Source organism: Cellulomonas sp. NPDC058312 (assembly GCF_042880135.1).
Taxonomy (GTDB): domain Bacteria; phylum Actinomycetota; class Actinomycetes; order Actinomycetales; family Cellulomonadaceae; genus Cellulomonas.
In genome coordinates this window covers 221,434-241,087 of record NZ_JBHVZE010000005.1, presented here as the reverse complement: position 1 = coordinate 241,087, position 19,654 = coordinate 221,434, and the positions used below count along the sequence as shown (strand labels likewise).

Below are 19,654 nucleotides of genomic sequence, written 5' to 3'. Positions count from 1 at the left end.
CGGCCACTAGCATCGTCCGTCGAGCGTCCCGCAGCGACCGCCTCTCCCCACCCGGTGGACAGAGCCGTTCAGGGCTGTGGACAACGCCGCACCGCGGACCCCGGTCCGACCCCCGCATCGCCGGGATCGTGCGCGACCGACCGTCACGCACAGGTGTGGACAAGTCTGTGGACGCCCGACCGCGGCGTGCGACACTCGACCACCGCGACACACGACGGCAGCGAGGTACAGGTGTCAGGACAGGACGATCAGCTGAGCCAGGTCTGGTCGGCCGCGATGGCTCAGCTCGACGCGAGCCCGGACATCACGCCGCGCCAGCTCGCGTTCGTACGGCTGGCGAAGCCGCTCGGGCTGCTCGACGGCACGATGCTCCTCGCGGTCGGCAACGACCTCACGAAGGACTACCTCGAGACGCGCGTGCGTCAGGAGGTCTCGGACGCCCTGGCGTCGGCCCTGGGCCGCGAGGCCCGGTTCGCGATCACCGTGGACCCCTCGCTGGAGACGGGCTCGGCCGATGCCGCGCTGACCGCGTCCCCGCCGCCCGCCCGACCGACCGACGACGAGCCGGTCGCTCCCGCGCTCGCCGCCACCGGCCACCCGAGCACCGGTGACAGCGCGCACCTCGACGCCCCGGTCCGCTCCGAGGGCTTCCGGCGCGAGCCCGCCGGCCCGACGCCGAGCGTGGAGCCCGCGAGGCTGAACCCCAAGTACCTGTTCGAGACGTTCGTCATCGGGTCGTCCAACCGGTTCGCGCACGCGGCGGCCGTGGCCGTGGCGGAGGCGCCCGCGAAGGCGTACAACCCGCTGTTCATCTACGGCGACTCCGGGCTGGGCAAGACGCACCTGCTGCACGCGATCGGGCACTACGCCCGGAACCTGTACCCCTCGGTGCGCGTGCGGTACGTGAACTCCGAGGAGTTCACCAACGACTTCATCAACTCCATCGGTGAGGGCAAGGCCGGTGCCTTCCAGCGCCGCTACCGCGAGGTCGACGTCCTCCTCATCGACGACATCCAGTTCCTGCAGGGCAAGGAACAGACGATGGAGGAGTTCTTCCACACCTTCAACACGCTGCACAACGCGAACAAGCAGGTGGTCATCACCTCGGACCTGCCGCCCAAGCAGCTGAACGGGTTCGAGGACCGGATGCGTTCCCGGTTCGAGTGGGGCCTCATCACCGACGTGCAGCCGCCGGACCTCGAGACGCGGATCGCGATCCTGCGCAAGAAGTCGGCGAACGACAAGCTGCAGGCCCCGCACGACGTGCTGGAGTACATCGCGTCGAAGATCTCGACCAACATCCGCGAGCTCGAGGGCGCGCTGATCCGCGTCACGGCGTTCGCGAACCTCAACCGGCAGCAGGTCGACCTGTCGCTGGCGGAGATCGTGCTGAAGGACCTCATCACCGACGACGACCAGGCGACGATCACGGCCACCGCCGTCATCGGCCAGACGGCCGCGTACTTCGGGCTGAGCATCGAGGACCTGTGCGGCTCGTCGCGGTCCCGGGTGCTGGTGACGGCACGCCAGATCGCCATGTACCTGTGCCGCGAGCTGACCGACCTGTCGCTGCCGAAGATCGGACAGGCGTTCGGCGGTCGTGACCACACGACCGTGATGCACGCGAACCGCAAGATCCGCGAGCTGATGGCGGAGCGCCGGTCGATCTTCAACCAGGTCACGGAGCTCACCAACCGCATCAAGCAGGAGAGCCGGGTCTGAACGACCCGGACCCGCTCGTGAAGGCCCGCCCCGGTACGCCGGTGGCGGGCCTTCGACGTTCCTCGGACCTCGACCTCAACCGCTGCCTGAAACATGCCTGGGACGATTACTCACACCTGTGGACGCACCTGTGGATACCGGTGGACGACCCCCAGGATTCGTGTGGACGCATCGTGGGCTCTCGGTGGACGCAGAAGGACGCCGGGAGCGTCGTCCACGTTCGCGCTCGTCGTCCCCAGCGGGTCCACAGGGGCTGTGCACAACCGAAAAGGTGCCCGGACCTGCGCCTGGACGCGTCGTCCCCAGGATTCACAGAACCGACGATGACGACGACTGATCCCTAGGAAGAAGATCCACAGGCCGTCAGTGCTCTGCCGAGCCGATCCGACGACCGACCGGCAGGAACCGGCCGGGGAACGCCGAGGACCACCACGTCCTCGCCCGCACAACGGTTCCTGACGAACGATCCAGGCCCACCGACCTCGTCCACAGCCCGTCCCCGCATCGGTACCGCCAGGGCTGGCCTCTCGCGTAGTGTTCGGGGCTACTGCTGCCGACCCTCCCGGGTCCGCGGCGGGTCCTCGCACCAGCACCGCTACGCACCGCACGGGATCCGCGTGATCCCCCAGACCGAGAGGGTGGGGCATGAAGTTCCGCGTCGAACGTGACGTCCTCGCAGAAGCCGTCACGTGGATCGCTCGCAGCCTGCCCACCCGTCCCCCGGTCCCCGTGCTGGCCGGCGTCCGCATCGAGGCCGACACCGACGGCACGCTGCGACTGGCGAGCTTCGACTACGAGGTCTCGGCCCGCTCGGAGATCCCCGCCGACGTCAGCGAGCCCGGCACGGTCCTGGTCTCCGGCCGGCTGCTCGCGGAGATCTCCCGCGCCCTGCCCGGCAAGCCGGTCGACGTGCAGCTCGACGGCACCAAGGTCACCGTCACCTGCGGGGCGAGCCGGTTCACGCTGCTGACCATGCCGGTCGAGGACTACCCCCAGCTGCCGTCGATGCCCCCGCTGACGGGCACGGTCGACGGCGACGAGCTCACCAAGGCCGTCGCCCAGGTCACCGTCGCCGCGAGCCGGGACGACACCCTGCCGCTGCTCACCGGCGTCCGCGTCGAGATCGAGGGCGAGAAGGTCACGCTGCTCGCGACCGACCGGTACCGCCTCGCGCTGCGGGAGCTCACCTGGAAGCCCGCGTTCCCCGACGCGTCGCAGGTCGCGCTGGTCCGCGCCCGCACGCTGTCCGACGCGGCGAAGTCGCTCGGGGCCTCCGGCTCGGTCAACGTCGGCCTCGCGGCCGGCCAGGGCGTCGACCTCGTCGGCTTCGAGGCCGGCGGTCGGCACACGACGTCGCTGCTGGTCGACGGCGACTACCCCGCCGTGCGCCGCCTGTTCCCGGACGAGTCGCCGATCCACGCCGTGGTCAACACGCAGCTGCTGGCCGACGCCGCCAAGCGCGTCGCCCTGGTCGCGGAGCGCAACACCCCGATCCGGCTGACGTTCACCGACGGCCAGGTCGTCCTCGACGCCGGCCAGGGCGACGACGCCCAGGCGTCCGAGGCGCTGGAGGCCACGCTGGTCGGCGACGACATCGCGGTGGCGTTCAACCCCCAGTTCCTGCTGGACGGGCTCGGGGCGCTGACCACGTCGTTCGTCCGTCTGTCGTTCACGCACCCGAACAAGCCGGTCGAGTTCACCGGCCAGGAGTCGCTCGAGGGCGAGGACCTCAAGGAGTACCGCTACCTCCTGGTCCCCATCCGCTTCGCCTCCTGACCCGGGCGCTCCGGCGCCCGGGGTGTGACCGGCGAGACGCCCGTCTCGTTCGTCAGGACCAGCCCGCAGCAGGACAATGGCGGGCGACAGATGTCGCCGCGGGACGCAGGACCACCCGCCGGCGGTCGGGCGAGGAGAGGTGGAGCGATGCGGATCGGCCTGGTGGGTCTCGGCAGGATGGGCGCGAACATGCGCGACCGGATGCGGGGCGCAGGGATCGACGTCACGGGGTACGACCAGAACCCGGAGGTCTCCGACGTCGCGTCGCTGGCCGACCTGGTGCAGGCCCTCCCCGCCGGTGAGCGCGTCGTGTGGGTGATGGTCCCCGCCGGCGCCGTGACCCACGCGGTGATCGAGGAGCTCGGCGGCCTGCTGGGCGAGGGCGACCTCGTCATCGACGGCGGCAACTCGTACTTCGGCGACGACAAGGGCCACGCGCAGCAGCTCGGCGCGAAGGGCGTCCACTTCCTCGACGTCGGTGTCTCCGGCGGCGTCTGGGGCCTCGCGAACGGCTACGGCCTCATGGTCGGCGGCGACGCCGCGCAGGTCGAGCGCGTCATGCCCGTCTTCGACGCGCTGCGCCCCGAGGGCCCCCGCGAGGAGGGCTTCGTGCACGCCGGCGAGGTCGGCGCGGGCCACTACGCGAAGATGGTGCACAACGGCATCGAGTACGGCCTCATGCAGGCGTACGCCGAGGGCTACGAGCTGCTCGCCGCGAAGGACATCGTCACCGACGTCGCCGGCACCATGAAGGCCTGGCAGCGCGGCACCGTCGTGCGGTCCTGGCTGCTGGAGCTGCTGGTCAAGGCGCTCGAGGAGGACCAGGCGTTCGAGGCGATCGACGACTGGGTCGCCGACTCGGGCGAGGGCCGCTGGACCGTGGACGAGGCGATCGACGCCGCCGTGCCGCTGCCGGTCATCACCGCCGCGCTGTTCGCGCGCTTCCAGTCCCGCCAGGAGCAGTCCCCCGCGATGAAGGCGGTCGCGGCCCTGCGGCAGCAGTTCGGCGGCCACGCTGTCCATGCAGCGAAGGCCCCTGGTACTCATCGTGCCCCGGTCTCCGGTGCCACGCCCCCCGGCGTGCGCTCGGAGGGCTGACGCCGCTCGATGTACGTCTCGCACCTGTCGCTGACGGACTTCCGGTCGTACCACCAGGTCGACCTCACCTTCGAGCCCGGGATCACCGCGCTCGTGGGGCCGAACGGGCAGGGCAAGACCAACCTCGTCGAGGCGATCGGCTACGTCTCGACGTTCTCCAGCCACCGCGTGCCGACCGACGCCCCGCTCGTGCGAGCCGGGGCGTCGGCGGCGGTGGTGCGGTCCCGGATCGTGCGCGCGCAGGACGACGGCTCCGAGCGGGCGCTGGTGATCGACCTGCAGCTCGGCTCGGGCCGGTCGAACCGCGTGAAGCTCAACGGCACCGCGGCACGCTCCCGCGACGTGGTCGGCGCGCTGCGCTCGGTGCTGTTCGCGCCCGAGGACCTGGCGCTGGTCAAGGGCGACCCCGACGGCCGGCGGCGGTTCGTCGACGAGCTGGCCGTGCAGGTCACGCCCCGGCTGGCCGGCGTGTTCAGCGAGTACGACCGGGTGGTGCGGCAGCGGACCGCCCTGCTCAAGTCCGCGGCCGGGTTCCGCGGCTCGCGGTCGAACCTGGACCTGAGCACGCTCGACGTCTGGGACGCCAAGCTCGCGGAGCTCGCAGCCCAGGTGATCGTCGCCCGGCAGGCGGTCGTCACCGCCCTCGGCCCGTACGTCGCCGACGCCTACGAGCGGGTCAGCGACGGGCAGGGCGACGCGCGCGTCACCTACCGGTCCTCCCTCACCGCGGTGCTGGACGGCCCGGACGCCGACCGGCTGCCGCCCGAGGAGCGCGCGGCGTCCGGGGCGACCGCGACCGCGCAGGTCGTCGAGGCGCAGATGCTCGAGGCGCTGGCGCGCGTGCGCCCGAAGGAGCTCGAGCGGGGCGTGTGCCTGGTGGGTCCGCACCGCGACGACCTGGTGCTGACCCTCGGCGAGCTGCCGGCGAAGGGCTACGCGAGCCACGGCGAGTCCTGGTCGTTCGCGCTCGCCCTGCGCCTGGCGTCGTACGAGCTGCTGACCCACGGGCCGCAGGCGGGCACGCCCGACGACGCCGCCCGGCTGTGGGTGGCGGACTCCGGCCCCGACGGCGAGCCCGTGCTGATGCTCGACGACGTGTTCGCCGAGCTCGACGCGAAGCGGCGGCAGCGCCTGTCGGAGATGGTCGCCGGTGCGCGGCAGGTGTTCGTCACGGCCGCGGTGCCCGGCGACGTGCCCGACCGGCTCGCGGGGGCACGGTTCGACGTGCTGGCGTCCGAGGTCGCCCGTGTCGGCTGACGAGGTCTCCCCCACGCCCGACCCGGACGCCCCCGCCGTCCCGGCCGTCGACCCCACCGTGCCCGTCTGCGAGCAGCTCGAGGTCACCCCGGGTGCGCAGATGGCGCGGATGTCGCTGGCCCGGTTCCGCTCGGTCGCCCGGTCGAAGGGCTACCGGCCCGGCGAGAAGGCGCGCGGCCGCTCTCCCCTGTCCCCGACGGAGCGCGGCGGCCCGGGCGCGCACGCGCGGGACCCGCAGACGGTGTCCAGCACGATGGCGTCGCTGTTCCGGGACCGCGGCTGGGTGCAGGAGGTGTCGGTCGGCGGGGTCGTCGGCCGCTGGCGCGACGTGGTGGGCGACCAGATCGCCGACCACTGCACGCCCGAGACCTTCGCGGAGGGCGTGCTCGTGGTCCGGACCGACTCGTCGGCGTGGGCGCAGCAGCTGAAGATGCTCGCCCCGCAGCTGGTCAGGCGGCTGTCGGAGGACGTCGGCGAGGGCGTGGTGCGCGAGGTGCGGGTGCTGGGACCGGCCGGTCCGGGGTTCGGCAAGGGCAAGCGCTCGGTCCGCGGGCGGGGCGCCCGGGACACCTGGGGCTGACCGCGCGGGCGCCGCGCCGGCCGTCGTCCCCAGGAGGGCCGCGAATCCGGGGCTTCCGGGCCGGGGGCGGGTACACTGGGAATCGACATCTCTGGCGCGTCTGCGCCGGTCCAGGACGCACGATCTCCGTCGTCGTGGAGTGATCTGCTCTCCCAGCGGGAGGACGGGCGCCTCCGCCGCGTGTGAGAACTGAGGAGCACTTCCGCCCGTGGCTGACCAGAGCCCCTCCACCGGACCGACTCCCGCGCAGGACGCACCCGGGGGGACGGTGAACGGGACTCCCGCCTACGACGCCTCCCAGATCACGGTCCTCGAGGGCCTCGAGGCGGTCCGCAAGCGTCCCGGCATGTACATCGGCTCGACCGGCGAGCGCGGCCTGCACCACCTCGTCTACGAGGTCGTCGACAACTCGGTCGACGAGGCCCTCGCCGGCTACTGCGACCACATCGAGGTCACCCTGCTCGCCGACGGCGGCGTGCGCGTGGTCGACAACGGCCGTGGCATCCCGGTCGCGATCCACCCGACCGAGGGCCGGCCGACGGTCGAGGTCGTCATGACGATCCTGCACGCCGGCGGCAAGTTCGGTGGCGGCGGGTACGCGGTGTCCGGCGGCCTGCACGGCGTCGGCATCTCCGTGGTCAACGCCCTGTCGACGAAGGTCCAGACCGTCGTCAAGCGCGACGGCTACACCTGGGAGCAGGACTTCCACGACGGCGGCAAGCCGAACGGCGAGCTGCGCCGCGGCGACGCGACCGACGAGACCGGGACGGCGCAGACGTTCTGGGCCGACCCGAGCATCTTCGAGACGGTCGAGTACGACTTCGAGACCCTCCGGTCCCGGTTCCAGCAGATGGCGTTCCTCAACAAGGGCCTGCAGATCTCGCTGACCGACGAGCGGCCCGCGCACGCGGACACCGAGGACGAGGTCGCGGGCGAGGGCACGGACGCCACCGACGCCACCCCGCAGCCGTTCCGGTCGGTCACGTACAAGTACGACGGCGGCCTGGTGGACTACGTCAAGCACCTGAACTCGGCCAAGAAGGTCGACCTCGTGCACCCCGACGTCATCGACTTCGAGGCCGAGGACACCGAGCGCCGGCTGTCGCTCGAGGTCGCGATGCAGTGGACCAGCGCCTACTCGGAGTCGGTGCACACCTACGCGAACACCATCTCCACCACCGAGGGCGGCACCCACGAGGAGGGCTTCCGCGCGGCGATGACCTCGCTGGTCAACCGCTACGCCCGCGACAAGGGCATCCTCAAGGAGAAGGACGACAACCTCACCGGCGACGACATCCGCGAGGGCCTGACGGCCGTCGTGTCGATCAAGCTCGGCGAGCCGCAGTTCGAGGGCCAGACCAAGACCAAGCTCGGCAACACCGAGGCGAAGACGTTCGTGCAGCGCGTCGTCAACGAGCAGCTCGCCGACTGGCTGGACTCGCACCCGAACGAGGCGCGCGACGTCATCCGGAAGGCCATCCAGGCGTCGCAGGCCCGGCTCGCGGCCCGCAAGGCCCGCGAGGCGACCCGCCGCAAGGGCCTGCTCGAGTCCAACTCGATGCCCGGCAAGCTCAAGGACTGCCAGTCCAACCACCCCGCCGAGTGCGAGATCTTCATCGTCGAGGGCGACTCGGCCGGCGGCTCGGCCGTCCGCGGCCGGAACCCGCAGACGCAGGCGATCCTCCCGCTGCGCGGCAAGATCCTCAACGTCGAGCGGGCCCGGCTCGACCGCGCGCTCGGCAACGCCGAGGTCCAGGCGCTCATCACCGCGTTCGGCACGGGCATCGGCGAGGACTTCGACCTCTCCAAGCTCCGGTACCACAAGATCGTGCTGATGGCCGACGCCGACGTCGACGGCCAGCACATCCGCACCCTGCTGCTGACGCTGCTCTACCGGTACATGCCGGAGCTGATCCTCAAGGGCCACGTCTACATGGCCCAGCCGCCGCTCTACCGCATCAAGTGGTCGAACTCCCCGCACGACTACGTGTACTCGGACCGGGAGCGCGACGCGGTGCTGGCCGACGGCCAGGCCAAGGGCAAGCGGATCCCCAAGGAGAACTCGATCCAGCGCTACAAGGGTCTGGGCGAGATGGACTACTCGGAGCTCTGGGAGACGACCATGTCCCCCGAGCACCGCACGCTGCTGCAGGTCACGCTGGACGAGGCCGCGGCCGCCGACGAGATCTTCTCGGTGCTCATGGGTGAGGACGTCGAGTCCCGCCGCTCGTTCATCCAGCGCAACGCGCGCGACGTGCGGTTCCTGGACATCTGACCTCCCCCGACTCCCCGACCTCCCGGCGCACGCCACGCGCCGGGTCCAGTCCCACCGAAGGACCTGACCTGTGACTGAGCTGACCGGCGACAACATCGAGCACGGCCGCATCGACCAGGTGGACCTGCAGCTCGAGATGCAGCGGTCCTACCTGGACTACGCGATGGCCGTCATCGTGGGCCGCGCGCTCCCGGACGTCCGCGACGGCCTCAAGCCGGTGCACCGCCGAGTCCTGTACGCCATGTACGACGGCGGCTACCGCCCCGACCGGCAGTTCTCCAAGTGCAGCCGCGTCGTCGGCGACGTCATGGGCAAGTACCACCCGCACGGCGACACGGCGATCTACGACGCCCTGGTCCGCCTGGTGCAGGACTGGTCGCTGCGGTACCCGCTCGTCGCCGGCCAGGGCAACTTCGGCTCCCCCGGTGACGACCCGGCGGCCGCCCCGCGGTACACCGAGTGCAAGATGGCGCCGCTCGCGATGGAGATGGTCCGGGACATCGACGAGGACACCGTCGACTTCCAGGACAACTACGACGGCCGCACCCAGGAGCCGTCGATCCTCCCGTCGCGGTTCCCGAACCTGCTGGTCAACGGCTCGGCGGGCATCGCGGTCGGCATGGCGACGAACATCCCGCCGCACAACCTGCGCGAGGTCGCCGAGGGCGTCCGCTGGCACCTCGACAACCCGGAGGCGTCGAAGGAGGAGCTGCTCGCGGCCCTCCTGACCCGGGTCAAGGGCCCCGACTTCCCCACCGGCGCCACGATCCTCGGCCACAAGGGCATCGAGGAGGCGTACCGCACCGGTCGCGGCTCCATCACGATGCGCGCGGTCGTGGAGGTCGAGGAGATCCAGGGCCGGATCTGCCTCGTCGTCACCGAGCTGCCGTACCAGGTGAACCCCGACACCCTCGCGAAGAAGATCGCCGACCTGGTCCGCGAGAACCGCGTCCAGGGCATCGCGGACATCCGCGACGAGACGTCGGGCCGCACCGGCCAGCGCCTGGTGGTCGTGCTCAAGCGCGACGCCGTCGCGAAGGTCGTGCTGAACAACCTCTACAAGCACACGCAGCTGCAGGACACGTTCGGCGCGAACATGCTCGCGCTGGTCGACGGCGTGCCGCGCACGCTCAGCCTCGACGCGTTCATCCGGCACTGGACGACCCACCAGCTCGAGGTCATCGTCCGGCGCACCAGCTTCCGGCTGCGCAAGGCCGAGGAGCAGATCCACATCTACCGCGGCTACCTCAAGGCGCTGGACGCGCTGGACGAGGTCATCGCGCTGATCCGCCGCTCCCCCGACGCCGACGAGGCCCGCACCGGCCTGATGGCGATGCTGGACATCGACGAGGTCCAGGCGAACGCGATCCTCACGCTCCAGCTGCGCCGGCTGGCGGCCCTCGAGCGCCAGAAGATCCTCGACGACTACGCGAAGCTCGAGCAGGAGATCCAGGGCTACCGCGCGATCCTCGAGTCCCCCGAGCGGCAGCGCGGCATCGTCCGCGACGAGATGGACGAGATCGTCGACAAGTACGGCGACGAGCGCCGCACCACGATCCTGCCGTTCGACGGCGAGGTGTCCGTCGAGGACCTCATCGCCGAGGAGGAGATGGTCGTCACCATCACCCGCGGCGGCTACGCGAAGCGCACCCGGTCCGACAACTACCGGGCCCAGCGGCGCGGCGGCAAGGGCGTCCGCGGCGCCCAGCTGCGCGAGGACGACATCGTCGACCACTTCTTCGTCACGACGACGCACCACTGGCTGCTGTTCTTCACGAACCTCGGCCGCGTGTACCGCGCGAAGGCCTACGAGCTGCCCGAGGGCGGCCGCGACGCCAAGGGCCAGCACGTCGCGAACCTGCTGGCGTTCCAGCCGGGCGAGAAGATCGCCCAGGTCCTGGACCTGCGTGACTACGACCAGGCCGAGTACCTGGTGCTCGCCACCGCCCGCGGCCTGGTCAAGAAGACCCGCCTGTCCGAGTACGACTCCAACCGGTCCGGCGGCGTCATCGCGATCAACCTGCGCGAGGACGAGAACGGCCTCCCCGACGAGCTCGTGTCCGCGCGGATCGTCGACTCCGTGAACGACCTGATCCTGGTGTCCCGCAAGGGCCAGTCGCTGCGGTTCACCGCGACCGACGAGGCGCTGCGCCCGATGGGCCGTGCCACTTCGGGGGTCACCGGCATGAAGTTCCGCGCCGACGACGAGCTGCTGGCGATGGACGTCGTCCGCGAGGAGGCGTTCCTGTTCACGGTCACGCAGGGCGGCATCGCCAAGCGCACCGCCCTCACGGTCGAGAACTACCGCGTCCAGGGCCGCGGCGGCCTCGGCATCAAGGTCGCCAACCTCCCCGAGGCCAACGGCGACCTGGTCGGCGCGCTGGTCACGGACCCGGAGGACGAGGTGCTGGTGATCATGGAGCGCGGCAAGATCGTGCGCTCCGCGACGTCCGAGGTGAACGCCACGGGCCGCACCACGCAGGGCGTCATCTTCGCCAAGCCCGACAACGGGGACCGGATCATCGCGGTCGCCCGCAACATCGAGCGTCACCTGGCCGACGAGGCGGGTACCGTGGGCGAGTCGGTCGAGCCGGACGAGACGTCCACGGCCCTCGAGGACCCCAGCTCCACCACGGCCCCGGACGCACCGGCGGCTGACGAGACCTCCCAGGAGGATGCGTGAGCAGCGACACGCCGCCGTCCATCCCGCCCCGCACGTCGTCGGGTCAGGGCAAGAAGCCCGGCACCGCCAAGCCCGCAGGCGGCCGCACGGCCACCGACACGAGCGCCCGCGGCACCGCCACGACCCCGAAGGCCGGCGAGAAGCCCGGAACGGGCTCGTCGACCGCGACCAAGCCGGGCACGGCCAAGCCGGCCGGCGCCGCCGCGACCAGCACCGCGCCCCGGACCGGGTCCACCTCGGGCACGGCGTCCGAGGGCAAGCCGGCCGCTGCGAAGCAGGCTCCCGCGAAGCCCGCTGCGACGTCGTCGACCGCGAGCTCGTCGCTGAGCAGCGGGTCCGGCCCGCGCCGGGTGCGGCTCGCGATCTCCCGGGTCGACCCCTGGTCGGTCATGAAGCTGTCGTTCCTCATGTCCGTGGCGATCGGCATCATGATCGTCGTCGCGACGTCCGTGGTCTGGCTGACGCTCGACTCGCTGCAGGTGTTCGCCACGGTGAACGGCCTCGTGACCGAGATCCTCGCGGACTCGAGCATCGACCTCATGCAGTACGTCGAGTTCGACCGGGTGATCTCCGTGTCCGTGCTGGTGGCCGTCGTCGACGTGCTGCTCATCACGGCGCTGGCCACGATCGGGGCGTTCCTCTACAACATCACGGCCGCCCTGGTCGGCGGCGTGCACGTCACCATGACCGACGAGTGACGCACGGTTTGGGCGGGCGGCCCCTGCTGGGGTAGTCTCGTCCGGCACGCCCAGCGCGTGCGAGGGCCTATAGCTCAGACGGTTAGAGCGCTTCCCTGATAAGGAAGAGGTCAGAGGTTCAAGTCCTCTTAGGCCCACTCCCGAGTTCCCTGGGGGACTGATGAAGAAGCTCCTGCTCCTCGCGGCGGTCGCCGCCGTCGGTTACGTCGCCTGGACGCGGTACGCCGCGGAGCGCGACGACCGCGACCTGTGGGCCGAGGTCACCGACACCGTCGAGTAGGACGCTCCCCCGCCGCACGTGGCCCGATCCGGGTGCTCACCGCGGCACCGACGGGGCCATGGCGCAATTGGTAGCGCACCTGCTTTGCAAGCAGGGGGTTAGGGGTTCGAGTCCCCTTGGCTCCACCAGCACGGCCCGCAGGACCCGGCACCCACGAGGGTGCCGGGTCCTTTGTCGTCCACGGGGTGTCCGCCGTACCGCGGCGAGCGCTCAGGGACCGGGACAGCACGAGGGCCCGGCACCTCGCGGTGCCGGGCCCTCGTGACGTGCGGCGGTCGTCAGACCGCGGTGCCCCCGCCCGTCGCCGGGGTCCCGGGCTTCTTCGGGGCCGCGCGACGGGGCGCGGCCTTCTTCGCGGCGTCGGTGACCTTCTCGGTCGCCTCGGAGAGCTTCTCGGTGGCGTCGGCGACCCGCTCCTCGACGTCCTCGCGGACCTCCGCGACCCGCTCGGCGGCCTTGTGCGTCGCCTCGCGGCCGCGGGCCACGGCCTCGCCCGCCGCCTGGCCGACGGCCTGCGCGGCGTCACCCGCGCGGGCGCGGAGCTGCTCGGCGGTCGGGGCCTCGGGCTCCCACGGCTCGGCCCAGGGGTCGGTGGTGGTCCGGGACCGGGTCCACGCGAACACCGCGGCACCGGCACCCACCACGGTCGCGACGAGGAAGAAGCGCTTGGCGCCCGTGTGGGACTTCTTCTCCTTCGTGGCGGCCTTCGCGGCGGCTGCGGTCGCGGCGGCGACCGCGCCGCCCTTGGCAGCAGCCTTGTCGGCCACGTCCTCGACGGCAGCACCGGCGCGCGACGCCGCGTCGTTGACCGCCTGGACCAGCTTGGGCAGCAGGTCCTCGACGAGCTTGTCGTGCGCCGTGTCGATCACCGGGGTCGCCTTGGTGGCGGCCTTCTCCACGCGGGGCGCGGCGGCCCTGACGCTCTCCTTGTACAGGTGGTCGATCCGCGGGATCAGCCACTCGATCGCCGCCTCGACGCGGGGCTGGGTCCACTCGACGGCGTGCTCGGCGGCGCTCTTCGCCGCGACGCCCGCGTCGGCGGCCTGCACCTTGGCGGCGGCGGCCAGCTTGCCGGCCCCGTCACCCGCCTTGCCGCCCGCGTCCGCGAGGGCGGCGCCGACGTCGGCGGCCCTGCCCTTGAGGCGTTCGGCGGTCAGGTGGTCGGTGACGGTCTCGAGCTTGCTCCGTCGGGTCAGGAAGGCCATGTCCACACACTCCTGCTCACAGCTGGTCCGGTGGCCTCCCACTCTGCCACCGTCCGGCCTCCCGCGCAGGTGGCAGCAGGTGAGAACGGCACGCACGTCCGCTCAGAGCGCAGGATCCACCCCGTCCCGTCACAGGCGGGCCCCCCGGGGGCCGTGACAGGATGACGACCATGAAGGCGACCCTGCACACCAACCGTGGCGACATCCGGCTCGAGCTCTTCGAGAACCACGCCCCGACCACCGTCGAGAACTTCCGCGGCCTCGCCACCGGCGAGAAGGAGTGGACCGACCCGGCGACGGGCGAGAAGCGCACCTCCCCCCTGTACGACGGCGTGATCTTCCACCGCGTCATCGACGGCTTCATGATCCAGGGCGGCGACCCCCTCGGTCGCGGCACCGGCGGCCCGGGCTACAACTTCGACGACGAGATCCACCCCGAGCTGCGGTTCTCCGAGCCGTACCTGCTCGCGATGGCGAACGCCGGCCTGCGTCGCGACCCGGTCACCGGCCAGGTCGGCGGCACCAACGGCTCGCAGTTCTTCATCACCGTCACGGCGACCCCGCACCTGAACGGCAAGCACACCATCTTCGGCAAGGTCCTGGACGACGAGAGCCGCGCCGTCGTGGACGCCATCGCCACCACGCCGGTCCGCCCGGGCGACCGCCCGGTCGAGGACGTGGTGATCGAGTCGGTGTCGTTCGAGTCCTGACACCTCGATGACCCACCCGCAGCCGGTCCCCGGCCCCGAGGCCCCGCCGGTCTGCCCGCGGCACCCCGACCGCATCGCCTACGTGCGGTGCCAGCGGTGCGGCAGGCCGACCTGCCCCGAGTGCCAGCGGCCGGCTGCGGTGGGCATCCAGTGCGTCGACTGCGTGCGGGACGCGCAGCGGAACCAGCGCCCCGCGCGCACGGCGTTCGGCGGCCGGGTCACCGGCGGCCGGCCCGTCGTGACGATCACGCTCATCGTGCTGTGCGTCGTGAGCTTCGGGCTGCAGCGGATCAGCCCGACGTGGACCACCGACCTCGCGTTCGTACCGGTGGTGGGGGAGGCGCAGCCCTGGCGGTTCCTCACGTCGGCGTTCCTGCACTCGCCGAACCAGATCCTGCACATCGCGTTCAACATGATCGCGCTGTGGTCCGTCGGACCGTTCCTCGAGCACTCCCTCGGACGCTGGCGCTACCTCGCGCTGTACCTGCTGAGCGCCGTGGGCGGCTCGGTGATGTACCTGCTGCTCGCCAGCCCCGACGCCCTGTCCTGGTACACGATCCTCGTCGGCGCGTCCGGCGCGGTGTTCGGCCTGTTCGGCGCGGTGCTCGTGGTGCTGCGGCGCGTCGGGCGCAGTGCGGGCGGCATCGTCGGCGTCCTCGTCGTCAACGCGGTGCTCGGCTTCGTGCTGCCCGGCGTCGCGTGGCAGGCGCACCTCGGCGGCCTGATCGTGGGCGCGGGGCTCGGCGCGGCGTTCGCGTACGCCCCGCGGGAGCGGCGTCTGCCGGTCGCGGTGGGGTCGTGCGTCGCGGTCGGCGTCCTGCTGGTGGCGGCGTCCGCGCTCAAGTACGCGCTGGTCTGACCGGCGTCCCCAGCGTTGCTCACAGCTGTGGAATTACACCGATGTAGTTATCCACAGGGTTGTGCACCCCTGGGGACAGCGACCCCGTGCGACGCGGTCACGCTGGACGCGCGCCTGTTGACAACCGGGCCCGACCTGGGGACGAACCTGTGTCGACCCGGCGCCCCGAGGACGACCCCGCCCGCCGCGACGGCGGGGGCAGGGCCGACCCGGTCACTTCCAGCGGGTCGCCATCCCCATGCCCACCAGGGCGAACGCGAAGCCGATACCCAGGTTCCAGGCGCCGATGCCCGGGACGGGGTAGTCGAAGTTCGACAGGTACGTGACGACGATCCACACCAGGCCCAGCACCAGCAGGCCCACCAGGACGGGGACGAACCACGGCGGGCTCACCTGCGGTCCCTTCGGCCGCTCCTGGGGTGCGGTGTAGTGCGACTTCTGCCGCGACCTCGACTTGGGCACGGGATGCTCCTGACCTCGTCCGTCTGACCTCGTCCGGCGCCGGGGACATCATCTGTGGACGAACGCACGGAGCCGCGTGACGTGGCCTAGCGTAGTGGCGAGAGCGAGGGGGACGAGCGTGCCGGACCAGCACCCCGAGCGCCGTGTGCACGGCGCCCACGCGGCGGGCCGACCCGAGGCAGCCGCACCGTCGGCGCGCCTCGACGACGCCCGCGCCCGGGCCGCCCACCGGCTGGCCCGGCAGCGCCGCGGACGCGCCCTGCGGGGAACCGTGTCGATCGGCCTCGTCATGGCCCTGTCGGGCGCCCTGTTCACCGCCAACGCCCGCCTCGCCCGCGGCACCGACGCCCGCCAGCCGCAGGACCTCGCGGGCCTCCAGGCCAACGAGGACGCCCGGCGGGAGCGGCTCGCGGACCAGGTCGCGGACCTGCGCGCCCGCGTCGACGACCTCACCCAGCAGCAGACGGACGCGGGCCTGGAGTGGCAGTCGGCGGGTCAGGCGTTCGACATCGCCTCCGGCAAGCTCGCCGTCACCGGCACCGGCATCACCGTCAGCCTCGACGACGCGCCCGCGGACGGCCCCCGGCCCGCCGGCACCGGGCCGGACGACCTCGTCGTGCACCAGCAGGACCTGCAGGCCGTCATCAACGCGCTCTGGGCCGGGGGAGCCGAGGCGATGGCGCTGATGGACCAGCGGGTCATCTCCACCAGCGCGTTCCAGTGCATCGGGAACGTGCTGTCCCTCCAGGGCCGGCGGTACTCGCCGCCGTACGTCGTCACGGCCGTGGGTGACCCCGCCGACCTGCTCGCGGCGCTCGACGCCGACCCCGCGGTCCGCGCGTACCGGTCCTGGGTCGACGCCGTGGGACTCGGTTGGGAGGTCGGCCGCCCGGCCGGGGACCTCGAGGTGCCCGCGTACGACGGGTCCGTGGACATGCGGTACGCCAGCGTGCCCGAGGGGACCGAGATCCTGCCCGGGCTCGTCGCAGGGGAGAGCACCGCCACCAGCACCCAGACGCGGCGGCAGGGCACCGGGGGATGACCGGCACCGGCCAGGCCGTCGACGCCCCGCGAGGACGTGACCGGGGCACGCGTGCACCCCGGCGGGGCGGTGGCGTGCTGCTCGGCGCCGTCGGCGTGCTGGGCGAGCTCCTCATCACCGCCGGCGTGCTGCTGCTCGCGTTCCTCGCCTGGCAGCTGTGGTGGACGGACGTCGTGGCCGACCGTGCCCAGGCCGAGGTCGTCCGCGAGCAGGGCTGGGACGCGCCCCTCGCCTCGCTGACCGAGCCGGCGCCGGCGGTCGTCACGCCCCGGTACGACGACCCGCCCGTGCTCGAGGAGCCGCCCTACCTCACCACGTTCGCGTCGATGCGCGTGCCGCGGTGGGACGGCGAGCCGACCCGGACCATCACGCAGGGCACCGACCGGCCCCGGGTGCTCAACCCGCTCGGCGTCGGCCACTACGAGGGCACGGCGATGCCCGGGGGCGTCGGCAACTTCGCGCTCGCCGCGCACCGCACCACCTACGGCAAGCCGTTCAACCGCATCGAGGAGCTCCAGGAGGGCGACCCGGTGGTCGTCTGGACCGAGGACACCTGGTACGTCTACCGCGTCACGTCCTCGCAGGTGGTGCTGCCCCACCAGGTCGAGGTCATCGCACCCGTACCCGGCGAGCCCGGCGCGGAACCCACCGAGCGGTTCATCACCCTCACGACCTGCCACCCGATGTTCTCCGCCCGGGAGCGCTTCATCGTGCACGGTGTGCTGGACTACTGGGCGCCCGTCTCCGAGGGCGTCCCCGCCGAGCTCCTGGAGGCGTCCTGATGTACGGCTGGCTGTGGCGGCACCTGCCCGGGCCCGCCGTCGTCCGGGTGCTGCTCCTGCTCGTGCTCGCCGCCGCCGTGCTGGCCGCGTGCTTCGTCTGGGTGTTCCCCTGGCTCGCCCCGTTCATGCCGTTCAACGACACCACCGTGGGGGAGTAGACCCGTGAGCCGCATCCTCGTCGTCGACAACTACGACTCGTTCGTCTACACGATCGTCGGGTACCTCGACCAGCTCGGCGCCGAGACCGAGGTCGTCCGCAACGACGCCGTCCCGTCCGCCGCCGAGCGCGCCGCGTACGACGGGGTGCTGGTGTCACCCGGGCCCGGCACGCCCGCCGGCGCGGGAGCCTCGATGCAGGTGATCCGCGACTGCGCCGCGTCGGGCACGCCGATGCTGGGCGTGTGCCTCGGCCACCAGGCGCTCGGCGAGGTGTTCGGCGGCACCGTCACGCACGCGCCCGAGCTCATGCACGGCAAGACCAGCCAGGTGACCCACGGCGGCCAGGGCGTGCTCGCGGGCCTGCCGACGCCGTTCACGGCGACCCGCTACCACTCGCTCGCCGTCGTGGACGGCACGGTGTCCGGCGATCTGGAGGTCACCGCGCGGGCCAACGGGATCATCATGGGGCTCCAGCACCGCGAGCTGCCGCTGCACGGGGTCCAGTTCCACCCGGAGTCGGTGCTGACGGAGGGCGGGCACCGGCTGTTCGCCAACTGGCTGGCGCTCACGGGCCTGACGGACGCGGTGGAGCGCTCCGCGGGCCTGCACCCCCTCGTCCGCCCCTGACGCCGACCCCCGCGCGCCCGACCAGCGCGCGCCTGGCCTCTGTGCGCCCGACCCCTGTGCGCCCGACTCCTGTGCGCCCGACCCCTGCGTCGAGATAGGTCCTGCTCGTCGAGACAGGGCCTTCCGACGTCCTGTCTCGACGCGGAGGACCTATCTCGGCGGCCGGTCCGCCGGCGCGAGCGTGGGCGCTAGCGCCGCCCGACACACGCCACGGTCGACGCCCGGACCGACGCCCGACCGACGCCCGGACCGACGCCCCGACCCCGGTGGCGGTGCGGGTCCGCCGTCCCGGCAGGGCTGAGCTGGGGACGACGGCCCGGCGTGTCATGAGGGCTGCGACATGGTGGGGAGATGACACCGCTCACCAGCTCTCCCGCCGCCACCACGACCACCTCGACCGCGCCGCACGCGACCGCCCGGGACGGCGGACCGGCGCCGGGCGCGGAACCCCCGGCGCGTCCGCGGCCGGTGGCCGAGCGGCCCGCGGCGCCCCCGGTGCTCTCCGCGGCCTCGCTGCCGCCCGAGGTGCTGCGAGCTCGGCACCGCTCGGGCGAGCTCGTCCGCGTGCTGCGCGGCTGGTACGCGCCGCGGCCGCCGGACGGTCCGCCCTGGGAGCGGGAGCGGCACCTGTTCCTGGCCCGGGTCGCTGCTGCGCACCGCACCCGCACGGGTGAGCACTGGTTCAGCCACGGCACCGCGGCGCTGCTGCACGGGTGCGCCCTGGTCCGGCTGCCCCGGGCCGTCGAGGTGACCGCAGGCGTCGTCCCGCACGTCCGCGGCACGGTACCCGGCGTCCGGCCGCGGTGGACGGCCTCGCCGGTGCGCCTCGCGCACGTGGAGCGGGTCGGCGGGCTGCCGGTGAGCACGCTCGAGTGCGCCGTGGTCGACGGTGTCGCGGAGCTCCCGCGCGAGCAAGGGCTCGTCCTGCTCGACTCGGCCCTGCGGGTCGGCGCCGACCCGTCGGTGATCGACGACATCGTGTCCGCGTCGCCAGGCCTCCGGGGGATCAGGCGGGTGCGCGAGCTGCTGGAGCTCGGCGACGGCCGCGCCGAGTCCGTCGGCGAGTCGCTGCTGCGCTACGCGGTGCTCGGCGCGGGACTGCCGGCGCCCGACCTGCAGGTGCCGGTCCGGACGCGGGACGGCTGGCGGTGGGTCGACCTGGGGTGGCGCTCGCACCGGCTGGCCGTGGAGTTCGACGGTGCCGGGAAGTACGGGGCGACGGCGGTCGGCGCTGCCTCGGCGGTGATCGCGGAGAAGCGGCGCCAGGACGTGATCGAGGAGGCGGGCTGGCGGGTCCTGCGCGTGGACTGGCGCGACCTGTCGGCCCCCGCCGCGACGACCGCCCGCATCGCCGCCGCGCTCCGCGTCACCCCGCGCCGAGACAGGTCCGCCGCGCCGACACAGGGCCTCGGGAGGTCCTGACTCGACGCGGCGGTCCT

Annotated in this window: 18 protein-coding genes and 2 tRNA genes; 18 read left to right on the top strand and 2 right to left on the bottom strand. The window is 72.4% G+C overall.

Going from position 1 to position 19,654, the window contains the following annotated elements:
* Positions 1–276 precede the first annotated feature (276 nt).
* The 11 genes from dnaA (at position 277) to ACFVXN_RS16200 (ending at position 12,497) form a co-directional block, all read left to right on the top strand.
* On the top strand, positions 277–1,722 hold the full coding sequence (gene dnaA, locus ACFVXN_RS16250) for a chromosomal replication initiator protein DnaA (RefSeq protein ID WP_389234737.1): 1,446 nt from the start codon (positions 277–279) through the stop codon (positions 1,720–1,722).
* 645 nt (positions 1,723–2,367) lie between these two features.
* Complete coding sequence (gene dnaN, locus ACFVXN_RS16245; protein ID WP_389234735.1) at positions 2,368–3,498, top strand: DNA polymerase III subunit beta; 1,131 nt, start codon at positions 2,368–2,370, stop codon at positions 3,496–3,498.
* A 147-nt stretch (positions 3,499–3,645) separates the two neighbouring features.
* Entirely contained in the window at positions 3,646–4,596 is a 951-nt protein-coding gene (gene gnd, locus ACFVXN_RS16240; protein WP_389234732.1) for a phosphogluconate dehydrogenase (NAD(+)-dependent, decarboxylating), read from the top strand.
* A 9-nt stretch (positions 4,597–4,605) separates the two neighbouring features.
* The gene (recF, locus tag ACFVXN_RS16235) at positions 4,606–5,853 is read left to right on the top strand and encodes a DNA replication/repair protein RecF (RefSeq protein ID WP_389234729.1); all 1,248 of its coding nucleotides are present in this window, start codon (positions 4,606–4,608) and stop codon (positions 5,851–5,853) included.
* Positions 5,843–6,433 carry a DUF721 domain-containing protein gene (locus tag ACFVXN_RS16230; protein ID WP_389234726.1) on the top strand — a complete coding sequence of 197 codons (591 nt, stop codon included), beginning with the start codon at positions 5,843–5,845 and terminating at the stop codon, positions 6,431–6,433. The genes recF and ACFVXN_RS16230 overlap by 11 nt, the downstream gene beginning before the upstream one ends.
* Positions 6,434–6,701: 268 nt before the next feature.
* The gene (gene gyrB, locus ACFVXN_RS16225; RefSeq protein ID WP_389234855.1) at positions 6,702–8,708 is read left to right on the top strand and encodes a DNA topoisomerase (ATP-hydrolyzing) subunit B; all 2,007 of its coding nucleotides are present in this window, start codon (positions 6,702–6,704) and stop codon (positions 8,706–8,708) included.
* A 70-nt stretch (positions 8,709–8,778) separates the two neighbouring features.
* Positions 8,779–11,391, top strand: coding sequence for a DNA gyrase subunit A (gene gyrA / locus ACFVXN_RS16220; protein WP_389234723.1), 2,613 nt, complete (start codon positions 8,779–8,781; stop codon positions 11,389–11,391).
* Positions 11,388–12,089 (top strand): DUF3566 domain-containing protein, encoded by a 702-nt coding sequence (locus ACFVXN_RS16215; protein WP_389234720.1) that lies wholly within the window; start codon positions 11,388–11,390, stop codon positions 12,087–12,089. The genes gyrA and ACFVXN_RS16215 overlap by 4 nt, the downstream gene beginning before the upstream one ends.
* Before the next feature lie 63 nt (positions 12,090–12,152).
* Positions 12,153–12,226: transfer RNA gene (locus ACFVXN_RS16210), tRNA-Ile, on the top strand.
* A gap of 23 nt (positions 12,227–12,249) precedes the next feature.
* Positions 12,250–12,369, top strand: a complete 120-nt coding sequence (locus ACFVXN_RS16205; protein ID WP_389234717.1) for a DLW-39 family protein — start codon at positions 12,250–12,252, stop codon at positions 12,367–12,369.
* Positions 12,370–12,421: 52 nt separating this feature from the next.
* A tRNA-Ala gene (locus ACFVXN_RS16200) sits at positions 12,422–12,497 on the top strand.
* Positions 12,498–12,647: 150 nt separating this feature from the next.
* On the opposite strand, the gene ACFVXN_RS16195 is transcribed toward ACFVXN_RS16200, so the two are convergent.
* On the bottom strand, positions 12,648–13,574 hold the full coding sequence (locus tag ACFVXN_RS16195; RefSeq protein WP_389234714.1) for a hypothetical protein: 927 nt from the start codon (positions 13,572–13,574) through the stop codon (positions 12,648–12,650).
* A gap of 170 nt (positions 13,575–13,744) precedes the next feature.
* Between ACFVXN_RS16195 and ACFVXN_RS16190 the strand changes: the two genes are divergently transcribed.
* Together ACFVXN_RS16190 and ACFVXN_RS16185 are read left to right on the top strand one after the other, a co-directional pair.
* Positions 13,745–14,284: a peptidylprolyl isomerase gene (locus ACFVXN_RS16190; RefSeq protein ID WP_389234711.1), complete on the top strand. Its 540-nt coding sequence runs from the start codon at positions 13,745–13,747 to the stop codon at positions 14,282–14,284.
* A 163-nt stretch (positions 14,285–14,447) separates the two neighbouring features.
* A complete protein-coding gene (locus ACFVXN_RS16185) occupies positions 14,448–15,143 on the top strand; it encodes a rhomboid family intramembrane serine protease (protein WP_389234709.1) in 696 nt (231 codons plus the stop codon).
* 213 nt (positions 15,144–15,356) lie between these two features.
* Here ACFVXN_RS16185 and ACFVXN_RS16180 read toward each other — a convergent pair whose 3' ends face one another.
* Positions 15,357–15,605 (bottom strand): cell division protein CrgA, encoded by a 249-nt coding sequence (locus ACFVXN_RS16180; protein ID WP_389234706.1) that lies wholly within the window; start codon positions 15,603–15,605, stop codon positions 15,357–15,359.
* A gap of 118 nt (positions 15,606–15,723) precedes the next feature.
* On the opposite strand from ACFVXN_RS16180, the gene ACFVXN_RS16175 reads away from it, so the two are divergent.
* The 5 genes from ACFVXN_RS16175 (at position 15,724) to ACFVXN_RS16155 (ending at position 19,637) form a co-directional block, all read left to right on the top strand.
* On the top strand, positions 15,724–16,647 hold the full coding sequence (locus ACFVXN_RS16175; protein WP_389234703.1) for a DUF881 domain-containing protein: 924 nt from the start codon (positions 15,724–15,726) through the stop codon (positions 16,645–16,647).
* Positions 16,644–17,429: a class E sortase gene (locus ACFVXN_RS16170; RefSeq protein WP_389234701.1), complete on the top strand. Its 786-nt coding sequence runs from the start codon at positions 16,644–16,646 to the stop codon at positions 17,427–17,429. The genes ACFVXN_RS16175 and ACFVXN_RS16170 overlap by 4 nt, the downstream gene beginning before the upstream one ends.
* Positions 17,429–17,587, top strand: a complete 159-nt coding sequence (locus tag ACFVXN_RS16165; RefSeq protein ID WP_389234698.1) for a hypothetical protein — start codon at positions 17,429–17,431, stop codon at positions 17,585–17,587. Before ACFVXN_RS16170 ends, ACFVXN_RS16165 begins: the two co-directional genes overlap by 1 nt.
* A gap of 4 nt (positions 17,588–17,591) precedes the next feature.
* Positions 17,592–18,215 carry an aminodeoxychorismate/anthranilate synthase component II gene (locus tag ACFVXN_RS16160; protein WP_389234695.1) on the top strand — a complete coding sequence of 208 codons (624 nt, stop codon included), beginning with the start codon at positions 17,592–17,594 and terminating at the stop codon, positions 18,213–18,215.
* A gap of 351 nt (positions 18,216–18,566) precedes the next feature.
* Positions 18,567–19,637, top strand: a complete 1,071-nt coding sequence (locus ACFVXN_RS16155; RefSeq protein WP_389234692.1) for a hypothetical protein — start codon at positions 18,567–18,569, stop codon at positions 19,635–19,637.
* The last annotated feature ends 17 nt before the right edge of the window (positions 19,638–19,654 follow it).

Bases quoted from the DNA above. Each gene is read 5' to 3' on its own strand.
- gnd (WP_389234732.1), top strand. From the start codon at position 3,646: ATGCGGATCGGCCTGGTGGGTCTCGGCAGGATGGGCGCGAACATGCGC.
- recF (WP_389234729.1), top strand. From the start codon at position 4,606: ATGTACGTCTCGCACCTGTCGCTGACGGACTTCCGGTCGTACCACCAG.
- ACFVXN_RS16205 (WP_389234717.1), top strand. From the start codon at position 12,250: ATGAAGAAGCTCCTGCTCCTCGCGGCGGTCGCCGCCGTCGGTTACGTC.
- ACFVXN_RS16155 (WP_389234692.1), top strand. From the start codon at position 18,567: ATGACACCGCTCACCAGCTCTCCCGCCGCCACCACGACCACCTCGACC.
- ACFVXN_RS16165 (WP_389234698.1), top strand. From the start codon at position 17,429: ATGTACGGCTGGCTGTGGCGGCACCTGCCCGGGCCCGCCGTCGTCCGG.
- ACFVXN_RS16190 (WP_389234711.1), top strand. From the start codon at position 13,745: ATGAAGGCGACCCTGCACACCAACCGTGGCGACATCCGGCTCGAGCTC.
- dnaA (WP_389234737.1), top strand. From the start codon at position 277: ATGGCTCAGCTCGACGCGAGCCCGGACATCACGCCGCGCCAGCTCGCG.
- ACFVXN_RS16195 (WP_389234714.1), bottom strand. From the start codon at position 13,574: ATGGCCTTCCTGACCCGACGGAGCAAGCTCGAGACCGTCACCGACCAC.
- ACFVXN_RS16170 (WP_389234701.1), top strand. From the start codon at position 16,644: ATGACCGGCACCGGCCAGGCCGTCGACGCCCCGCGAGGACGTGACCGG.
- dnaN (WP_389234735.1), top strand. From the start codon at position 2,368: ATGAAGTTCCGCGTCGAACGTGACGTCCTCGCAGAAGCCGTCACGTGG.